Raw genomic sequence first — 16,678 nt, 5'->3', positions numbered from 1 at the left:
AAAAACACCATGAAAATCGGAAAAGACACCGCCGTTACGCTCAGCTACAAAGTGGCGGACGCCCAGGGCAAGCTGGTCGAGCAAAGCAATGCCCCCATGGTCTACCTGCACGGCGGCTACGGCAACACCCTGCCCAAGATCGAAGAAGCGCTGGACGGCCAGGAAAAAGGCTTTCAGACCGTGCTGGCGCTTGAGCCGCAGGACGCCTTTGGCCTGCGCGACGAAAGCCTGGTGCGCACCATCCCCCGCACGCAGTTTCCGCCCGGGGTCAAGGTGGGTGGCCAGCTCGAAGGGCGCGGCGACGACGGCCGCGAGCACGTCTTCAACGTCACCAAGATCAAGGGCGACACCGTCCTGCTGGACGGCAACCATCCGCTGGCCGGCAAGGCCCTGCGTTTCACCCTGAAAGTGACCGACGTGCGCGCCGCCTCGGAGGAAGAAATCGCCCATCGCCACGTGCACGGCGAGCACGGCCACCACCATTAATCTGCACGGCGCGACCGTTCGGCGATTAAGCCGTTAGCGTTACGCACCGTTACCGTCGTAAAGGCCGTGCTGGTCTACAGTGGGATTGAGCCTACATCCCCCGATGGAGCCCGACGACAGAAGCCGCGGCGGATGGCGGCTAACTTCGTGGATTAACTTCAGGGGTACCCATGGTCATCAATGCGTTTCTTGTCGAAGACAAGCCGGAAATACGCAAAACACTGGTTGAAGCCATGGAAGAAATCGCGCCGCTACGCTTTGTCGGCCACGCCGATTCCGAGGCCAGCGCCCGCCAGTGGCTGGGCTCCCACCATGAAGACTGGGACCTCGCCATCGTCGACCTTTTCCTCACCGAAGGCTCCGGCTTTGGTGTGCTGAAAGACTGCCAGCACCGCTCCTCCCGCCAGAAGGTCGTGGTGCTGACCGGCCACAACCAGGAAAATATCCTGCATTACTGCCGCGAACTGGGCGCCGACGAAGTGTTCGACAAATCGCAGGACGTGGAAAAGCTGGTGCGCTATTGCCAGGCCCATGCTGCAAGCCTGGGCGGCACGGCTCCACTGCCGCAGTAGTTCTAAAGGCCTTCTTCAGGGCCAGCCAGCCGCCCTCGCCGGCACCACCACCCACCCTTCACAAAACCCACATGAAGCCGCATGCGTCACGCATAAAAAAGCGGCGCTAGTGGCGCCGCTTTTTATGCTGCCCGGCAAACCGGACATGCTGGTTAGGAAACCTCAGAAGCGGTTATTGCCCTTGGTCGCGTCCCTGGACACGTCCCTGGTGACGTCCTTGACCGTTTCCTTGGCATCGCCGTAGTTCTTCTGCACCGAGCCTTCCACCTGTTTGGCCAGGCCCTTGGCTTGCTGGTCCTTGCTTCCCACGAGCTTGCCGGCAGCTTCCTGCGTCTTGCCTGCTGCGTCTTTGGCAGCGCCTTTGACTTGATCCTTGTTCATGATGACTCCTGATGAATTCGACGGTAGCGCCAGGAGACCCTGGCGAAAGCCTTGCGAGGCCATTGCCAATGGGTATCCCGGGCCGACATTCGTCGTTTAACGCCAGCCAGTCATCAAGATACCGGCCTGCCGGGACCACCGCGTAGGCGCAGCACCCAAACGCGTGTCGGCCCCAGGGCTCCGGCAAACAGCCCCGTCAATCCGCCACCGTCACCACATTGCCGGCAAAGGTGATGCGGTCCGCCGCAGCTGCCTCCAGCTTGATGGGGGGCACGTTGGCCGGCGTGATCGGGTTGGGCGTGCTGCCGGCGAGGCCGCGCGGCACCGTGCGCACCACCTGGCTGCCCGGCAGCGGCGCGCCGGTCTTGAGGTGGGCATACATCATGTCCATGGCCTGGATGAAGTAGCGGTGCAGCGGCACCAGCCGCTGGCCGTAGCCCGGGAAGCCGAGGAAGGCATCAAAGTGCTGGGCGTTGGTGACTTCGATGTAAGACAGCTTGCTGCTGCGGCCTTCCACCATCTTGTTCAGGCCGAAGTAAGGGCGCGAGGTGAACGCCACCGGGATCAGCGTGTCGGAGCGGCCATGCACGATGAGCGCGGGCTTGCCCTGCAGGTTGGCGGTGCGCAGCACCTCCTGGATGCCTTGCCGCACGCGCAGCGCGTCGGGCGTGTTTGCGGTGGCCAGGTCGCGCAGGCACAGCGCGCCCGCGCTGTTGTAGTCCTGCACATTGCCGGCAGAAACAGAAACCGCGTCCAGCATCGGGCCGCCGAGGCTGTTGTTGTTGACGATGTTCACGCCCGCCGTGGGCGGCACGCCATTGCCGGTGCCGAATGACGTCGCCAGCGGGCCCGCGGGTGCGGGCACCGGCAGGTTGGCTGCCGGCGACCCGGCCGGGGCCGTGGCGGCAAAGCTGTAACCGCACAGGTTGTCCTGCACGCCGGCGCGGCCGTAGGCGTTGGCGTAGGTCAGCGCCACCGGCAGCGTGGCAAACGAGTAGTGCGAAGCCTGCAGGTCATTGCCTTCAGGCTGCCAGCCCGCCAGCACCAGCGTGGCCATGGCGCTGCTCGCCTGTTCGGCCGTGGTGTTGCCGGCGACCATGCCGCTGGCCTTGAGCGCACTGCAGCGGCTCGCGGCGATGACCGGGTTGATGGTGTTGAAGACATTGGTGCCGGGCGACGCCAGCGCGGCGCAGGGCTGCAGCAGGTTGGCCAGTGTCGTGTAGTCGTACAGCGACTTGCCGGTGCCGGCCAGCGTACTGTTGCCGCGCCGCACGCTCAGCCGCGCATCGGGCACCAGCTGCACCTGCGGCTCGCCCACAGCCACACCGCTGATGAGGCCCTGCGTATCCTGCTCGGCCGCGGCCAGCGCCGCACCGGCGCCGTTGGACACGCTGGAGGCGATCACGATGGTGTTGGACGGGTTCAGCGTCCGCAGGCGGCCGCCACCTTCGCGCGCCGGCGCACCGTAGCGCTCGTTCAGCACAAAGTAGGCAAACTCCACCGCCTGCAGCGTGTAGCGGCCCCAGTCTTTTTCAGAGTTCTGCTGTGAATGCGCATGCTTGACGGCAAAGCGGTTGGGCGTGACTGCGTTGAAGGCCATGCGTTCAGCCTGCGTCAGGTTGGCGGTGAAGTTGGAGGCCGTGCCGGCCGCCACCGCATCGGCGCGCAGGCCGTTTTGCAGGTGCACCGTGTTGTTCTGCAGGTCATGCATGCCGCTGCCGGTGCCCTTGTCGGTGTAGGCCACGGCGCAGCCGTTTTTCAGGCCCCACTCGCCCGACGAGCCAATGGCGCCATAGATGCCGCGTGAACCGCTCGACGTGCCGGTGACGATGCACGGGCTGGCCGGGTTGAAGCTGGCCGGCACCTGCACCATCATCGTCACGTTCTGGCGGCCGCTGCCGTCGTCTGAGTAGGCGATGTATTCCGTGCCGGCAATCTTGCCCTCGCTGGTGGTGACGTTGCCTTTGGCGTCCACGTTGGGGCCGTACAGCGTGCCGTAGCCGCCGCCGGCAGAGATGTCCAGGATGGCGCGGTAGTTGTTGTAGATGGCAATCCGGCGCAGCTCGGCCGCGCTCGGGTTCAGCGGGTCGACCGGCAGCGGCGCCGTGGCGGCCAGGCCGCTTTTACCCAGGCCGGCGGTCAGCAGGTCATCGTTGCCGCCGTCGTACACGCCGGTTGTGATGGTGCCCAGCCACGCAGGCTTGATGTTCGGCTGCCCGCCCACACCGCTTGCGCAGCCGCCCAGCGCGGCCAATGCCGCCAGGGCCAGGGTGGTTTTGATCAGGGTGAATGTCATGTCGTCCTCCTCAAGTTATTCGTACGCCATCATCATCGCAATGCCGCCTGCGTGGGCAGTTTTGGCTGTGGGATTTGTAAGGGTTTTTTTGTAGGGGTTTTGCTTCAGCCCCTTGCTGTTTGTGCTGGCCACGGTGCCGCTGGCAGGTTCGCTTAATGCTATGTATTTAATAGCTGCTTGCGCCCGATTTACCTGGGCTAGAGGCCAATTTGATGCCCAAAACAGCCTGTTCCGGGCTGCCCGGCCTACTTCGCGTCGCTGTACACCGTGGCGCGCGACACGCCCATGTGCGCGGCGGCAATCTCCGCGCCGCGGCGGATTTCCAGGTAGCCGGCGTTCTTCAGGTCCTGCACCAGCTGGCGGCGGTCGGCCGGCCGCAGTGAGCGTGAGGTGGTGGCCCGCGCGGCGGCAAATTCGTCGATGCGCTGGCGTATGCGGTCGGCGTTGGCGGCGTCCAGCGTTTCGGTGACGGCGCTGCTTTCAATCGCGGTGAACTGCGACATCGCCGCCTGGAAACCATTGAAGAGCGTCAGGTCCACATTCAGGCAGATTGCCGCCACGTAGTCGCCTTCTTCATTGCGAATGCCCACCGACGTGCTCTTGACCTTGCGGCCGTCGGCAAACTGGTTGGCGTAGTTGGCAATCACCGCCGGGTAGTCCGGATCCTGGATGCGTGCCAGGCCCAGTTCGGTGGCGGGCTGGCCCACACGCCGGCCGCTCAGATTGTTTTCAATCGCCAGGATGGCGTTCTTCGGGTGCGTCAGGTCATGCACCACCACTTCGCAGAACGGCGCAAACGTCTTGCCCAGGCCTTCGGCAATGTTCTTGAGTTCGGCGAGCAAATGTTTGTTCGACGGCTTGCCCGATGTCGTGTTCGACGATTTGTTCGATGTTTTGGTCATGGTGCGCGGCCCAGGCAGGTTTCAAACTTCAGACAAATTGTCTGGCTCGTGATCGTATCCCAGCGGGCTCGCCGCGTCATCTTCGCTCTGGACGCTGGCGACGTAATTTGACGATTTATCTAGTACTGGATATATTATCCAGCAATCAGACAACACCAGAACTGAAGGAAAACACCGCACATGCAGCCGCACTACATCGATCCGCGTACAGGCAAGCACTACCCCCTGACTGACCGCCGCTGGCGCTCGGACGACGGCAACCCCCTGATGATGAGCGCGCTGCCCGGCATTAGCCGCGCCGACATCGACTCGCGCGAGCGCTCCATCTGGCGTTACCGCGCCGCACTGCCGCTGCCAATCGACAGCAGCGCCAGCATGGGCGAAGGCTGCACGCCGCTGGTAGAAAAGCCATGGGGTGATTTGTCGCCCCTGTTCAAGCTCGAATGGTTCAACCCCACCAGCAGCTTCAAAGACCGCGGCGCGGCAGTGATGGTTTCATTTCTCAAGCAGCTGGGTGTGGGCCACATCCTCGAAGACAGCTCCGGCAACGGCGGCGCGGCCATTGCCGCCGCCGGCGCTGCGGCGGGCATGAAGGTGAAGATCCTCGCGCCCAGCTATACACCCGTGCCCAAGGTGGCGCAGATACGTGCCTTCGGCGCCGAGGTGCAGCTGGTCGATGGCCCGCGTGAAGAATCTGAACACGAAGCCATCCGCCAGTCTGAAAAGATCTTCTACGCCAGCCACAACTGGCATCCCTTCTTTTTGCAGGGCACCAAGTCACTCGCTTATGAGCTGTGGGAAGACCTGGGCTTCAAGGCGCCCGACAACATCATCATCCCCACCGGCGCCGGCAGCAATGTGCTGGGCTGCCACATCGGCTTTACCGAGCTCATGGCCTCGGGTCAGATCAACAAGCTGCCCAGGCTGTTTGCCGCGCAGCCGCTCAATTGCTCGCCCATCGACGCCAGCTTTGTTGCCGGCACCGACTCCCCGGTGGAGCGCATCGTGAAACCCACGATCGCCGAAGGCACGGCCATCAAGCGCCCGATACGCCTGGTCGAGCTGCTCCACGCGATCCGTGAATCGGGCGGGCAAACCGTGGCGCTGACCGAAGAGCAGATCACTGCCGCCGTGCGCCAGCTGGCCAGCACCGGGCTGTATGCGGAGCCCACCTGCGCCTCCGCTGCGGCGGCGCTGAACGTGCTGCAAAAATCCGGCGCCATCAAGGCGAGTGAAACCACGGTGGTGCTGCTGACCGGCACAGGCTTGAAGTCCACCCAGTTCATGACGGAGCTGTTTGGCAGTTAAGCAGTTAAGCGGCCAAGCAATTAAGCAGTAGACAGTAGGAGTAGGCACAGCAGGCAGGCCACCGGCAGCCACACAGCGGCTCGGGGCCAGGCCTGGCCCTGCGCGCAAGCAAATTCCTACACACAGCCTGCCCCACCTCCTGCACCGCATGCCAGCCGGGCCGGGGAAAGTACGAAGGTACCTGCTGCAGCTTTATCGCGCTACGTGAGACGTGACGACGGGAACGTGATATCGCGCGGCATTCGTTTCCTCCCCTAATCCAAGCAACAACCAAGCAACAACTTACCTTCAAGGAGGCCCTTATGTTGATCCCATCCAAATTCAAACTCAGCCGCGCGGCGCTGGCCGGTGTGGCTGTTTCTGCCCTGGCACTAGCGGCCTTGCCCGCCGCAGCCCAAACCAGCACGACGGCCGGACCGGGCACATCGTCCTCAGCGACTGACGCCGGCAAACTCGCCCGCGCCGACAAGGGCCTGCTGGACGATTTGGCCCAGGCCAATATCGCCGAGATCGAGGCCGGCAAGATGGCGCTGGAAAAATCCCAGAACGCGGAGGTCAAGAAATTTGCGCAGCACATGGTCGACGAGCACACCAGCGCACTGGCCGAAGTGCAGGCACTGGCCCGTGCCAAAAGTGTGACCCTGCCCGACGGCCCCGGTGCGATGGCAAAAACCAAAGCCACCGCACTCAAGGCCTTGTCAGGCAACCTCTTTGACACGGAATACGCCAAGCGTGCCGGCGTGGGTGACCATGAGGCAACCATCAAGTTGCTGAACAAGATCCAGACCGACGCCAAAGACCCCGACCTGAAGGCACTGGCCGGCAAGATGCTGCCAAAGGTGGAAACCCACCTCGAAATGGCCAAGGCTGTGGTGCCCGCCAAGAAGTAAGCCGTCGCGCGCCTAACCGCACGCGATATTTGTTAACTTTTCAGGAAAGACTGTATGACCATACTCTGGACCATCCTCATCGGCTTTCTGATTGGCCTGGTCGCCAAGTTCTTGATGCCCGGCCGCGACCCCGGCGGCTTCATCATCACCGTGCTCATCGGTATTGCCGGTTCCTTTATCGCCACCTACCTGGGCATGGCCATGGGCTGGTACCAGCAGGGAGAAACGGCGGGTTTCATCGCCGCCGTGCTCGGCTCCATCGTGCTGTTGCTGGGCTACCGCATGATCGCCAAGCGCTGATGCAAGCGCCGGTACAAGGCTGACCAAACCAGGCCCGCGCCCTGGGCGCATCCATATGCGCCAGGGCGTACTTTTGCGCCGTTGGTCGTGGGCCGGTCACAGGCAGAGGTGGCTTGCCAAAAACGTTTTGCCTCTTACCCAAACGCGGCCCGTCGCACCTGCAACGGCTGATGTAGCTGGTTATGGCTCGTTGTACGGCCGGTTGTAATTTCCCTCTTGAAATTTTTTCGGCAATTCCTACATCCTCATCCCGGACGCCGGGAACGCTTGGACGCATTTCCCGGGTTGCCCCGGCGCTCTGATGTTCAACTTTTGAATGGAGGTTTTTCGCCATGTACCGATCGTTATTTCCGCGCGACATGTTCGCCGAACTCGATCGCCTGCAACGCGATCTGCAGCAGGCCTTCGATCTGTCCCCCAGCATTCGCGGCTTTGGCCGCAGCAGCTACCCCGCCCTGAACATTGGCGGCACGCCGCAAACGGTAGAGGTGTATGCCTTTGCCCCCGGCATTGACCCGAAGTCGCTTGACGTCAACCTGGAGCGCGGCCTGCTCACCATTGCCGGCGAGCGCAAGACCGAACTGCCCGAAGCAGGCTCACAGTCAACCCTGCACATCAATGAGCGCTTTTCCGGCTCCTTCCGCCGCGTGCTCACCGTGCCCGACGATGCCGACCCCGACGCCGTGAACGCCAGCTTCAAGGACGGCCTGGTCCACATCACCATCCAGCGGCGCGCATCAGCCCAGCCGCGCCGCATCACCATTCAGTGAAGGAGGCAAACCATGAACTACGCCAACACACAAACCAGTAGCAACAACGGCGCCGGCAACGCACGCAGCAGCGGCAACGGAAGCGCCAATTACGGCAGCAACACCGAAACCACCGGCCGCAGCGTGCAAACCGGCCAGCAGTCCGGCCAGCAAACCGGTGAGGTGACGCAAAAAGACACCTCGCGCTATGCCAATGCCGCGCTGACGCCGCCTGTTGACGTGATTGAAGACAGCACCGGCATCACGCTGTATGCCGACCTGCCCGGCGTGCCGCGCGACAAGCTGCACCTGCAGGTCGAAGCCGACACGCTGACGATTGACGCCGAGTCGGCCCTGTCCGCACCCGAGGGCCTGCAGTCCACCCACACCGAAGTGGGGCTGGGCCGCTTTCACCGCGTGTTCACCCTTAGCAAGGAGCTGGACACCGAGAAAGTCAGCGCCGAGCTGGCCAACGGCGTGCTGAAGCTGCGCATACCCAAGGCAGAACACGCACAGCCCCGGCGCATCGAGATCAAGACAGCTTGATCACGGCCCCGGCGCTGCCGCACGGCCGCGCCGGCCAGCCGGCCTGCCGATCTGGTTATTGGGCCGGCACCGGCGCGCGCTGGGCCGGGTCGTAGAAAAAGGTTTCTTCGGCAATGCGCTCGCCTTCCCAGCGCTGGTAGGCGAGCTCTTCCATGCGCATCGCACTGCCGTCGGCCCACACAAAATTGAAAATCCAGCGGATGACGACCTTGTCACCGCTGATGAACACCGGCCGCACACAGGTCGAGGTGACTGACTTCGCCCGCGCCATGACTTTGGCCTCACCCTCCACCAGCTTGTCCCGCCCCCGGCGCGGCGGCTGCTGGTTTTCCTGCATGGTGGCGTCAGGCGTGTAGAACTCTTCAATCGCTTCGGTGTGTGCGTTCTGTTCAACGCGAGCGATAAAGCGTTCTACGGTTTCGGGCGTGGGCATGCGGTCTCCTTGGGTTCTTGAACGTTTGATACGGATGCGGTTTGGTGCTACGGCTGTTGATGCGCTTCGACTTTGCGGTCTCGCTATAAGCAAGAGGCGTAAAGCACCGAACAGAACCCAGTGTTGCACGCCTGCGGTTTTACTGCAGGCGCAACGCCCACTCTCACGGTCACCGACGAAACATTGCTTGCGTGATGGTGCGACGCCAGCGCGCTAGGTGGACTGTTCCTTCGCCTCAGCCAGCGAATCCGCATGCCGGTGCACCAGCTTCCAGTCATCCCCTTCACGGCGGAACACCTCTGTCACCCGAAGCTTCATCGGCATCACATCCGGCTTGCCATGCATGCGCACCCGGGCTTTTTGAAAACCCGTCCAGTACGCCACGGTGTCACCCACCGCCTTCTCCAGGATTTCAAACTCAGTGGCGCCACCCGCTTCAAAGATGCGGGCGTCCCGCGTGTAGCGCGCCAGCACCTCCTGCGTGCCACGCACCGCCCCACCGCCCGGCCCCATAAACGTGGCCGGTAGATCCTGCGCCGCCACGGCGGCCAACGGCGCCGCGTTGCCACTCACATACGCGGTAGCCGCCTCCAGCCGCTGCTTCATAAACGTCTCGAAGTCTTGTTGCGTGCCCATGGTTGTCTCCTAAAGATGGGAGGGTACGGCTGGGGTTTGGGCGGTGGGGTAGGACAAGGGATTGGGAGGAAAGCGGAGAAGTGGCAGTGCGTCACGGTTTATTTTGGTGAATATTCACACATCAGATTCGTACGTTCCGGGCACCTAGCCTGCAGAAGCACCTAGCGGCAACGCGCCTTCGGGTTCATGATGCATGTCACAAAGTGTTAACCAATCATGGCCATATATCTCTCGTCTATTCGCCCTCATTCTCACGACGCGTTCTAAATGGACCTGACAGCACTCTCCACTATTTCAGGTGTCCTAGGAACTCTTGCTCCAGGGGGCTTTGTCTTGTTGTTCTTGTGGGTCATCTGGCGGACCGAATCACGCCATACGTTGATTCACCGCTTGTGGCAACTAGTTCACGGCAACCAAGAAATTGTCGATCCTGACATCAAGGCGTTCGTCAACGAACAGAACAGCCTCATGTCCTTCCGATTCATTGCTGGTGTCCCGGTAAGTACATTGGAGCAGGCACGGCAACTCATTCAATGGACGAAGCTTAGGAATGTAGAGATGCTTACGCTTCGTATGGCAGGGAAATACTTCGACCCCGATCAACGCCAAGTTCGCACTCAAGAACTGCCGTCGAAATTTATGCAGTGGATAAAACTAATTTCGCTGGCCCTTTGTTTTCCCGTGATGTTCCTTGGCACTTCTGTTGCATTTATGGATAGCGCGGTCGTCAAGGTGAATCTAACCAATCGCCGGTTACTTTTGAGCGAAAGCGAGGCTCGACCGATATGGCCATGGACGACAGCACCAATTCATAAAGCGACGTGTTCGGGCACAACAGGCATTGAGATTGCTCGATCGAAATTCTCAGAGGAAGAAGTTCGCGTACTTTGCGAGGTCTTAAAGGACGACAAAACTCCTAAATACATTCAGGATGCACTGGAAACACAGAAGCGCTCCTCGATCTTCCTTGTGCTAGTTACCTTATTGACCGCTTGGATTAGTTTGGCAGGACTTGCAAGCAGTTATGCGGCGAAAGGCTTGGCGCGCCGAGCACTGAATCCGGGGCTTGATGACAACTCGGCGCTTCAGCTTTCAAGGGCTGCAACTCTTGAACATCAGCCGTATTCAGCACAACTTTCAGATCATTCAGCAATAGAAGAGGAAGGTCCATGAAATCATTTGAGCACGGAGTGGAAGAACTCCTAAAGTTGCTAGAACTGAGTAAACAACATTGGCTACTAGGTGCAGGGGCAAGCGTGGAATCGGGTATCCCGCTCATGTACCCGCTCACCGCACGAGTAAAAGCGTGCCTCGTCGGACAAGAAGCAGTGATATTCCAAAGCATCATGGATGACCTTTCACTAGAGGCTCACGTGGAACATGCTCTCAGCCATTTGGGTGACCTAATAGCTCTGGCGGAGCGCTCCAGACTAAAAACCGTAACCATCGCAGCGGCAAATATTCCTCTGGCTGACTTAGAGGCCACCTATAAGGCAGTTATTCAAGCAATCGCGACTACGGTTCGCTACGGCTATCGCGCCGCAACAGGCGGTGCGGCAGAAGTCATCGGAACGCACTTAGTTCCGTTGGTAGACGTAGATGCGCATCAGCGATTCGTGAGGCAGCTATTTAAAGCTCATAGCAACCTTGAGGCGCGATCAAAAGTAGGCTTTATCACGACAAATTACGACACTCTCCTAGAAGATGCCCTTGCCATGGAGCAAAGAATTGCACTTGATGGATTTTCTGGGGGCGCTATAGCATTCTGGAACGGGATAAATATTGATCCAGGACAAGCGAACTCTGCTCGCTCACATCAAGTATTAAAACTTCACGGTTCAGTAGATTGGTTTCGAGACGCAGAAGTTGACTTGCTACGTGTGCGCTACGGAGTTAAATATCTCGCCGACCTCTCCAGTACATTGATTTATCCGCAAGCTACCAAATACTTAGAAACTCAAAAGGATCCGTTTGCCCGAATATTCGATTGCTTTCGAAAGACCTTGCGAAGTTCCGATAGCAACCTCCTAGCCATCGTTGGATATAGCTTCGGCGACGACCACATTAATTCAGAGATCGAAAGTGCACTGGCAGATCGGAGAAACAAAACTACGCTAATAGCCTTTTCCAAAGAGGTTCTAACAGCCCCGGGTGCGGTAGACACTACACCATGCGGAACACTAATGCGCTGGGCTAACGACTCGCGATTTGGATCACGAATTTACGTGGCTACTGACAAAGCCCTATACAACGGTACAGCTAAAGCGGGGCCCAATCCGGCCAAAAGCCTAGATTGGTGGACATTTGCCGGTCTCACGAATTTTCTAGAGCAAGGAGCAATGACATGACTCCATTTCAAGAGCATGAGGATTTGCTAATTGGGCGCGTGGTCGAAGTGAGCGGAACAGCTATCCGAGTAGAACTTGACCAACGGATATCTGAACTATCGAGAGTCGTGGAGGGACGCGTGTGTCCCATCGGACAATTGGCCAGCATCGTAAAGATTCACTATGGACGAAGAGTTCTGTTCGCGTATGTCCGTCTCTTGAGGATGCGATCCGAGATCGCCGCCGCTGAAGGCCAGGCGCCTATTTCCCCTGGTGACGATTCTCGAATTCTTGAAGCAGATCTTTTTGCCCAAGGCACCTGGCTGCCTGCTCAAAAACAACTTAGGTTCGGGAGGGGAGTAGAAACTTACCCGCTTCCGTTACAAGGCGTCTATCTAACTACGCCTGAGGAGTTGGAGATGATTTTCACGTCAGCCGAATCTTCGGTTGAAGAAGAAACCGTCTCTCCTCTTGTCTCCATAGGAGAGTATGTCGGCGGGAATGGTGCGCAATGCCGCGCAAACCTTGACAAGCTTTTTGGACAACATTGCGCTGTTCTAGGATCCACCGGTTCAGGAAAGTCCGGTACCGTCGCCGCCCTCATGCGATCAGTCATAGAACACACCGCCAAGGACGGCACCTTATTAAGGCCACGCATAGTAATTATTGACCCCCATGGTGAGTACGGCGCCGCCCTTAAAGATCAAGCCACGATCTTGCGTGCGTATACAGCGGCGGCTGGCGATGCTGCCGGTACCGAACCTCTACGCCTTCCCTTTTGGCTAATGACCGGCGACGAATTAAGAAGTCTCATTATTGGAAAAACTGAGGCAGAGGCTACCTCTCAGAATAATATTGTTTATAAGGCCTTGAAACATGCTCGCATGGTGAATGCAGGTGTCGTCCAAGCTCTACCAGCAGATCCGCTCGGAGATCAGCTCCCAGTTCTCTGTGCAGGGAAGACAGCTGCAGATATCTCAGGGTTTGATCGCGATAAGCCTGCAAGATTTTCGCTAGATGAGTTTGTAAAGCACATCGACAAAGTCCAAGGACGTAAGCCAGGGAAAAACGAATCAGCGTCCGCAACCGAGCGAAAATCACACGAATCCATTCTGGATAAATTGAATGTCCTGCGAACCGATCCTCGAATCAAATTTTTAATGCAAGAAGAGGCTGCCGATTCACTCGATGGCGCCATTCTTCAACTTACCGGCCAAACGGGAGCCGGTGCCACAGTCAAGATAATTGACGTATCCGGAGCACCAAACGAAGTCGCAGGCACGCTCGCCGCAATGATCTGCCGCCTGCTCTTCAACTACAAGGTGTGGCAAACGCGCGCCGAACGTGATTGCGACCCAATTTTGCTGGTTTGCGAGGAAGCGCATCGATATGTCCCCGATCGTGGTGAAGCGCAGTATCGGGAAGCACAAGATGCAGTTCGACGAATTGCGAAGGAGGGGCGAAAGTATGGGTTAGGACTGATGCTGGTCTCGCAACGACCATCAGACGTAGAGAGCACCGTTCTTTCTCAATGTAATTCTTGGATCGTTCTTCGCCTCAGCAATGGGGCAGATCAAGAGCATGTTGGGAGATTTCTTCCTGATGGCCTTGCAGGCATAACTCGTATGTTGTCCTCTCTTTCTCGACGCGAAGCTTTATTTGTGGGTGAAGCGGCGGCTCTACCAGCTCGTATTCGAATAAGAAAACTGCTACCGGAGCAACTGCCGGATTCAAATGACATCAGCTTTGTGCACGGGTGGGCGCAGCCGGCCCTTGACGCGGCGGCAGTCGCTGTAGTTACAACGCGATGGTTGAACAACGCTATTTAGATCTAGTGACAGTGCACAACAACTGTATGTACGCGTCCGCTTCGAAAATGGGGTTCATTCACGACAAAGGAGAAACAAAAAAAGTAACGCCCGTGTCAGCGCCACCAGTACCTGGAACTCGCACCGAACGCACCGGGCGGTCCACGCAAAACAGCAGCTTGAGAGGGCCTGAAGCTACTTGAAGCATGATGGAGTTGGAGTGGCCTGGAGCGATTTAGCGATACTCAGCCCATGACACTTGCGCCCCATCCTGCGCCCCACGCCGTCTCGCGCCTACGCACCACACGCCTGGCGCGCGCCTCCAAGCCCTTCCTCGCCCGCGGCGGCCCGCGCAATGCACGTTGTGACGGTTGCCGCCTGATCCCCAGCCACTGCATGTGTGCCTTGCGCCCCACCGTGCCCACGCGCGCAGGTGTGTGCCTCATCATGGCCGACATCGAAGCGCTGAAGCCGAGCAACACGGGGTGGTTGATTGCGGATGTGGTGGCGGACACGTTTGCGTTTGAGTGGGCGCGCACTGAAGTTGACCCTGCGCTGATTGCCCTGCTGGCTGACCCGCAGTGGCAGCCTTACCTGGTTTTCCCCGGGGAGTTTGTGGCGGCGGAGCGGGTGGTGGCGGATGTGCTGGCTGCCGACCCGGCTGATGGCACAGCAGGCAAACGCCCGCTGTTTGTGCTGCTGGATGCGACCTGGCCTGAGGCGCGGAAGATGTTTCGCAAGAGCCCTTACCTCAACCACTTGCCGGTGCTGAGTTTGCAGAGCGAACAACTCTCCCGCTACAAGCTGCGGCGCTCGCAGCGTGACACGCACTTCTGCACGTCTGAAGTGGCGGCGCTGTGCATGGAGCTGGCCGGTGAAACGCATGCGGCGCAGACGCTGGAGGCTTACCTGGATGTATTTACCAATCGCTACCTCAAAGCCAAGCAGCAGCAGCCTTTGAACTTGGAAGATGCGGCGCACCAGCGTCTGCGTAGCTTGCGTTTGCCTGGGTAGTGCTACAACTCAGCAGTCCGCCTCGCTCGCCACACGGTCTCATCATCACTTAATGCAACACACGCTAGATGCAATGCTGATAACAATCGAACCATGACTACGTTGATATTTTCTTTGGTCGGTGTGTTTTTCCTGGTTGCGTTTTTCGGCATTGCCATGGCAATTTATTGCTATGCCCATCTATTTCCAAGATTTTCCAAATTGGTGGGGAATTCCCTCCTGGTCATTTCACTGATTTTTGCGGCTTTGCTGATCAGCTCGAATCGAGGCGGCTTGTACGGGATTTTGGACAACATCTTTCTTGGCGGCGGAGCCATCCTTCTTGGCGTATTGGGTGCTGCGTTCAGGTTGGGCACACGGACAACCGTGAAGCAGGCCTAACGGCCATGACACGCTAAAAAAGAAGGGGGCCATATCTCGCGGCCGTCGTTACATTGCTACCAAATCAATAGCTGCTCGCGCACATTCCCCTTGGGTTGCAGGCATATTTGATGCCTGAAAATGCATCAAATATGCCTGCCCTCAGCGCCAGGTAACGCCGCATACGAAGCCCTGTTATTTATGCGCCTGCTGGCGCAAAATGCATCTCCTTCGAAAGGAGTCATGCGATGCGAGACGAAACCTCCCGAACTATTTGCTGGTTGCCCACCTGGAACAGTGCCAGTGAAGGTGTGGGGCTGGAGCACCTGCTTCTGACGCATGGCACGGCTGACAGCGTGGTGCTTGCCGTTAATGAAGACAGTGAGCCTTTTCGCCTGGTATACCGGCTCCAGTGGGATGACGCCTGGCAGCTGCGCAGTGCCGACTTTTCCCTGGCAAAAGGTGGCGCCAACCTTTCACTGAACCTGCGTACAGACGGCAAGGGCCACTGGCAAGACGGCGAAGGCCGGAGCCTGGTTGAGCTGGATGGATGCATGGATATCGACATCTGGCCCACGCCGTTTACCAACAGCTTCCCAATCCTCCGCCAGCCGATGGCCATTGGGGAGCGGCGCACGTTTCGCATGGCGTGGGTTTGCGGGCCGGACTTAACGGTTAAGCCGCAGCCACAGGCTTACACGCGCATAAAAGACAGGCTGTACCTCTTCGAGAGCCTGGATGGCAGCGGCTTCAAGGCGGAGCTACCGGTGGATGGAGAGGGCATCGTGCTGGACTACCCGGAGCTGTTCCAGCGGGTGAAAATATGACGGATGCTTTGCTGATGTGCAGCCCCCTGGTTTTGTTGCATGCCTTGTCAGTCATCGGCATCGTGCTTGCCTGCATCGCGGCAGCGCTCTACGACGGAAGATTGGCAGCCCATCTCCAGCAAAGGCATCCCGAGGTGTGGGCGGACCTCAGCCAGCGCAAGATCCTGTTTGCGAGCGGTGAGACGCAGAGCGACGCCATGCATCAGTATCTGTGGCGTGGCGAGCATAAAAAACTCCAGGATGCGAAGCTCAATTCCATGGTCTTTACATACTGGGTGTGGATTGCGATTCTTCTCTGCAGCGGTGTGACCTTGATGTTTGTTCAAGACTGGATATCCATCGACACTTACCGCGCTTGCCTTGGGCTTCTCTAAGCAAGCGCTTTTTCGCTGGGCTATCACGTACCGCTATAGTCCGCCCATGGAAAGACCTCCTTACCTGCGCAAGCGCCGGCCTGCCCCTGACGACAGCGAAGGCCTGCTGTGGCGACTCGTCGCCGCACTGGTGGCGATTCCGATTTTTGAGATCTCGCTTTACCTGGGCCTGTACCTGATTCTTTCGCCGCGCAGCCTGAGCCACCTTCTCATGGCGATCCCCTTGTGGATGCATGGCGTGTACGCCGGTGCGGCCGCGCTGGTAGGTTTGCTGTTTGCCTTCAGGGGCATCACCTGGCTGCTGGGCCACCTCTTCATGACGCACCATGAAAACGAACGGAACCGGCTGGGGACGATTTTGCTGTGGGCTGGGCTGCTGGCGATGGCCCTTGTGGCTTCGGAGTTTGTGGCGTAAGGCGATTGCCGGGCGCAGTGGCAGGGTGGTAGAGCTGCCGCGTACCGCTACTAA

20 protein-coding genes are annotated in these 16,678 nt (G+C 59.1%); 15 read left to right on the top strand and 5 right to left on the bottom strand.

The genetic code is table 11. The annotated features are described in order from the left end of the window. The first annotated feature begins 9 nt into the window (after positions 1-9). On the top strand, positions 10-486 hold the full coding sequence (locus ACQ4MS_RS10055; protein WP_431099364.1) for an FKBP-type peptidyl-prolyl cis-trans isomerase: 477 nt from the start codon (positions 10-12) through the stop codon (positions 484-486). A 170-nt stretch (positions 487-656) separates the two neighbouring features. Continuing rightward, the gene (locus ACQ4MS_RS10050) at positions 657-1,058 is read left to right on the top strand and encodes a response regulator (protein ID WP_431099363.1); all 402 of its coding nucleotides are present in this window, start codon (positions 657-659) and stop codon (positions 1,056-1,058) included. A 162-nt stretch (positions 1,059-1,220) separates the two neighbouring features. On the opposite strand, the gene ACQ4MS_RS10045 is transcribed toward ACQ4MS_RS10050, so the two are convergent. The 3 genes from ACQ4MS_RS10045 to ACQ4MS_RS10035 all read right to left on the bottom strand — a co-directional run bounded on the left by ACQ4MS_RS10045 (position 1,221) and on the right by ACQ4MS_RS10035 (position 4,637). Further along, the gene (locus ACQ4MS_RS10045) at positions 1,221-1,439 is read right to left on the bottom strand and encodes a CsbD family protein (protein ID WP_431099362.1); all 219 of its coding nucleotides are present in this window, start codon (positions 1,437-1,439) and stop codon (positions 1,221-1,223) included. A gap of 196 nt (positions 1,440-1,635) precedes the next feature. Further along, positions 1,636-3,735: a D-(-)-3-hydroxybutyrate oligomer hydrolase gene (locus ACQ4MS_RS10040; RefSeq protein WP_431099361.1), complete on the bottom strand. Its 2,100-nt coding sequence runs from the start codon at positions 3,733-3,735 to the stop codon at positions 1,636-1,638. Positions 3,736-3,980: 245 nt separating this feature from the next. Then, on the bottom strand, positions 3,981-4,637 hold the full coding sequence (locus ACQ4MS_RS10035; RefSeq protein ID WP_431099360.1) for a helix-turn-helix transcriptional regulator: 657 nt from the start codon (positions 4,635-4,637) through the stop codon (positions 3,981-3,983). Between the two features lie 180 nt (positions 4,638-4,817). Here ACQ4MS_RS10035 and ACQ4MS_RS10030 point away from each other — a divergent pair, with 180 nt between their 5' ends. From ACQ4MS_RS10030 to ACQ4MS_RS10010, 5 genes are all read left to right on the top strand, one after another. After that, on the top strand, positions 4,818-5,945 hold the full coding sequence (locus tag ACQ4MS_RS10030; protein ID WP_431099359.1) for a threonine synthase: 1,128 nt from the start codon (positions 4,818-4,820) through the stop codon (positions 5,943-5,945). Positions 5,946-6,247: 302 nt separating this feature from the next. After that, a complete protein-coding gene (locus tag ACQ4MS_RS10025; protein ID WP_431099358.1) occupies positions 6,248-6,835 on the top strand; it encodes a DUF4142 domain-containing protein in 588 nt (195 codons plus the stop codon). A 54-nt stretch (positions 6,836-6,889) separates the two neighbouring features. Continuing rightward, positions 6,890-7,135 carry a GlsB/YeaQ/YmgE family stress response membrane protein gene (locus ACQ4MS_RS10020; protein WP_431099357.1) on the top strand — a complete coding sequence of 82 codons (246 nt, stop codon included), beginning with the start codon at positions 6,890-6,892 and terminating at the stop codon, positions 7,133-7,135. A gap of 332 nt (positions 7,136-7,467) precedes the next feature. Next, positions 7,468-7,905, top strand: coding sequence for an Hsp20/alpha crystallin family protein (locus ACQ4MS_RS10015; protein ID WP_431099356.1), 438 nt, complete (start codon positions 7,468-7,470; stop codon positions 7,903-7,905). Positions 7,906-8,067: 162 nt separating this feature from the next. After that, positions 8,068-8,430, top strand: a complete 363-nt coding sequence (locus ACQ4MS_RS10010) for an Hsp20/alpha crystallin family protein (protein ID WP_431099566.1) — start codon at positions 8,068-8,070, stop codon at positions 8,428-8,430. 55 nt (positions 8,431-8,485) lie between these two features. Here the strand turns inward: ACQ4MS_RS10010 and ACQ4MS_RS10005 are convergent, their stop codons facing one another. Together ACQ4MS_RS10005 and ACQ4MS_RS10000 are read right to left on the bottom strand one after the other, a co-directional pair. Next, positions 8,486-8,863: a nuclear transport factor 2 family protein gene (locus ACQ4MS_RS10005; protein ID WP_431099355.1), complete on the bottom strand. Its 378-nt coding sequence runs from the start codon at positions 8,861-8,863 to the stop codon at positions 8,486-8,488. Between the two features lie 213 nt (positions 8,864-9,076). Continuing rightward, positions 9,077-9,499 (bottom strand): YybH family protein, encoded by a 423-nt coding sequence (locus ACQ4MS_RS10000; protein WP_431099354.1) that lies wholly within the window; start codon positions 9,497-9,499, stop codon positions 9,077-9,079. Positions 9,500-9,766: 267 nt separating this feature from the next. Here ACQ4MS_RS10000 and ACQ4MS_RS09995 point away from each other — a divergent pair, with 267 nt between their 5' ends. The 8 genes from ACQ4MS_RS09995 (at position 9,767) to ACQ4MS_RS09960 (ending at position 16,624) form a co-directional block, all read left to right on the top strand. After that, the gene (locus tag ACQ4MS_RS09995) at positions 9,767-10,672 is read left to right on the top strand and encodes a DUF6216 family protein (RefSeq protein WP_431099353.1); all 906 of its coding nucleotides are present in this window, start codon (positions 9,767-9,769) and stop codon (positions 10,670-10,672) included. Continuing rightward, positions 10,669-11,847 (top strand): SIR2 family protein, encoded by a 1,179-nt coding sequence (locus tag ACQ4MS_RS09990; RefSeq protein WP_431099352.1) that lies wholly within the window; start codon positions 10,669-10,671, stop codon positions 11,845-11,847. The genes ACQ4MS_RS09995 and ACQ4MS_RS09990 overlap by 4 nt, the downstream gene beginning before the upstream one ends. Further along, positions 11,844-13,655, top strand: coding sequence for an ATP-binding protein (locus ACQ4MS_RS09985; protein ID WP_431099351.1), 1,812 nt, complete (start codon positions 11,844-11,846; stop codon positions 13,653-13,655). The genes ACQ4MS_RS09990 and ACQ4MS_RS09985 overlap by 4 nt, the downstream gene beginning before the upstream one ends. A gap of 231 nt (positions 13,656-13,886) precedes the next feature. Continuing rightward, positions 13,887-14,648, top strand: a complete 762-nt coding sequence (locus ACQ4MS_RS09980) for a tRNA-uridine aminocarboxypropyltransferase (RefSeq protein WP_431099350.1) — start codon at positions 13,887-13,889, stop codon at positions 14,646-14,648. A gap of 93 nt (positions 14,649-14,741) precedes the next feature. Continuing rightward, positions 14,742-15,029: a hypothetical protein gene (locus ACQ4MS_RS09975; RefSeq protein WP_431099349.1), complete on the top strand. Its 288-nt coding sequence runs from the start codon at positions 14,742-14,744 to the stop codon at positions 15,027-15,029. 227 nt (positions 15,030-15,256) lie between these two features. Next, positions 15,257-15,835: a putative glycolipid-binding domain-containing protein gene (locus ACQ4MS_RS09970; RefSeq protein ID WP_431099348.1), complete on the top strand. Its 579-nt coding sequence runs from the start codon at positions 15,257-15,259 to the stop codon at positions 15,833-15,835. Continuing rightward, positions 15,832-16,209 carry a hypothetical protein gene (locus ACQ4MS_RS09965; protein ID WP_431099347.1) on the top strand — a complete coding sequence of 126 codons (378 nt, stop codon included), beginning with the start codon at positions 15,832-15,834 and terminating at the stop codon, positions 16,207-16,209. Before ACQ4MS_RS09970 ends, ACQ4MS_RS09965 begins: the two co-directional genes overlap by 4 nt. 46 nt (positions 16,210-16,255) lie before the next feature. After that, positions 16,256-16,624 (top strand): hypothetical protein, encoded by a 369-nt coding sequence (locus ACQ4MS_RS09960; RefSeq protein ID WP_431099346.1) that lies wholly within the window; start codon positions 16,256-16,258, stop codon positions 16,622-16,624. The last annotated feature ends 54 nt before the right edge of the window (positions 16,625-16,678 follow it).

The organism is Polaromonas aquatica (assembly GCF_050626995.1).
GTDB classification, from domain to species: domain Bacteria; phylum Pseudomonadota; class Gammaproteobacteria; order Burkholderiales; family Burkholderiaceae_C; genus Polaromonas; species Polaromonas aquatica_A.
The sequence above is the reverse complement of the archived record's forward strand: the minus strand, read 5'-3'. Positions and strand labels throughout refer to the sequence as shown.

What these genes read in the sequence shown, in the direction of transcription:
- ACQ4MS_RS10055 (WP_431099364.1), top strand. Translation starts at nt 10, where the DNA reads ATGAAAATCGGAAAAGACACCGCCGTTACGCTCAGCTACAAAGTGGCG.
- ACQ4MS_RS10050 (WP_431099363.1), top strand. Translation starts at nt 657, where the DNA reads ATGGTCATCAATGCGTTTCTTGTCGAAGACAAGCCGGAAATACGCAAA.
- ACQ4MS_RS10045 (WP_431099362.1), bottom strand. Translation starts at nt 1,439, where the DNA reads ATGAACAAGGATCAAGTCAAAGGCGCTGCCAAAGACGCAGCAGGCAAG.
- ACQ4MS_RS10040 (WP_431099361.1), bottom strand. Translation starts at nt 3,735, where the DNA reads ATGACATTCACCCTGATCAAAACCACCCTGGCCCTGGCGGCATTGGCC.
- ACQ4MS_RS10035 (WP_431099360.1), bottom strand. Translation starts at nt 4,637, where the DNA reads ATGACCAAAACATCGAACAAATCGTCGAACACGACATCGGGCAAGCCG.
- ACQ4MS_RS10030 (WP_431099359.1), top strand. Translation starts at nt 4,818, where the DNA reads ATGCAGCCGCACTACATCGATCCGCGTACAGGCAAGCACTACCCCCTG.
- ACQ4MS_RS10025 (WP_431099358.1), top strand. Translation starts at nt 6,248, where the DNA reads ATGTTGATCCCATCCAAATTCAAACTCAGCCGCGCGGCGCTGGCCGGT.
- ACQ4MS_RS10020 (WP_431099357.1), top strand. Translation starts at nt 6,890, where the DNA reads ATGACCATACTCTGGACCATCCTCATCGGCTTTCTGATTGGCCTGGTC.
- ACQ4MS_RS10015 (WP_431099356.1), top strand. Translation starts at nt 7,468, where the DNA reads ATGTACCGATCGTTATTTCCGCGCGACATGTTCGCCGAACTCGATCGC.
- ACQ4MS_RS10005 (WP_431099355.1), bottom strand. Translation starts at nt 8,863, where the DNA reads ATGCCCACGCCCGAAACCGTAGAACGCTTTATCGCTCGCGTTGAACAG.
- ACQ4MS_RS10000 (WP_431099354.1), bottom strand. Translation starts at nt 9,499, where the DNA reads ATGGGCACGCAACAAGACTTCGAGACGTTTATGAAGCAGCGGCTGGAG.
- ACQ4MS_RS09995 (WP_431099353.1), top strand. Translation starts at nt 9,767, where the DNA reads ATGGACCTGACAGCACTCTCCACTATTTCAGGTGTCCTAGGAACTCTT.
- ACQ4MS_RS09990 (WP_431099352.1), top strand. Translation starts at nt 10,669, where the DNA reads ATGAAATCATTTGAGCACGGAGTGGAAGAACTCCTAAAGTTGCTAGAA.
- ACQ4MS_RS09985 (WP_431099351.1), top strand. Translation starts at nt 11,844, where the DNA reads ATGACTCCATTTCAAGAGCATGAGGATTTGCTAATTGGGCGCGTGGTC.
- ACQ4MS_RS09980 (WP_431099350.1), top strand. Translation starts at nt 13,887, where the DNA reads ATGACACTTGCGCCCCATCCTGCGCCCCACGCCGTCTCGCGCCTACGC.
- ACQ4MS_RS09975 (WP_431099349.1), top strand. Translation starts at nt 14,742, where the DNA reads ATGACTACGTTGATATTTTCTTTGGTCGGTGTGTTTTTCCTGGTTGCG.
- ACQ4MS_RS09970 (WP_431099348.1), top strand. Translation starts at nt 15,257, where the DNA reads ATGCGAGACGAAACCTCCCGAACTATTTGCTGGTTGCCCACCTGGAAC.
- ACQ4MS_RS09965 (WP_431099347.1), top strand. Translation starts at nt 15,832, where the DNA reads ATGACGGATGCTTTGCTGATGTGCAGCCCCCTGGTTTTGTTGCATGCC.
- ACQ4MS_RS09960 (WP_431099346.1), top strand. Translation starts at nt 16,256, where the DNA reads ATGGAAAGACCTCCTTACCTGCGCAAGCGCCGGCCTGCCCCTGACGAC.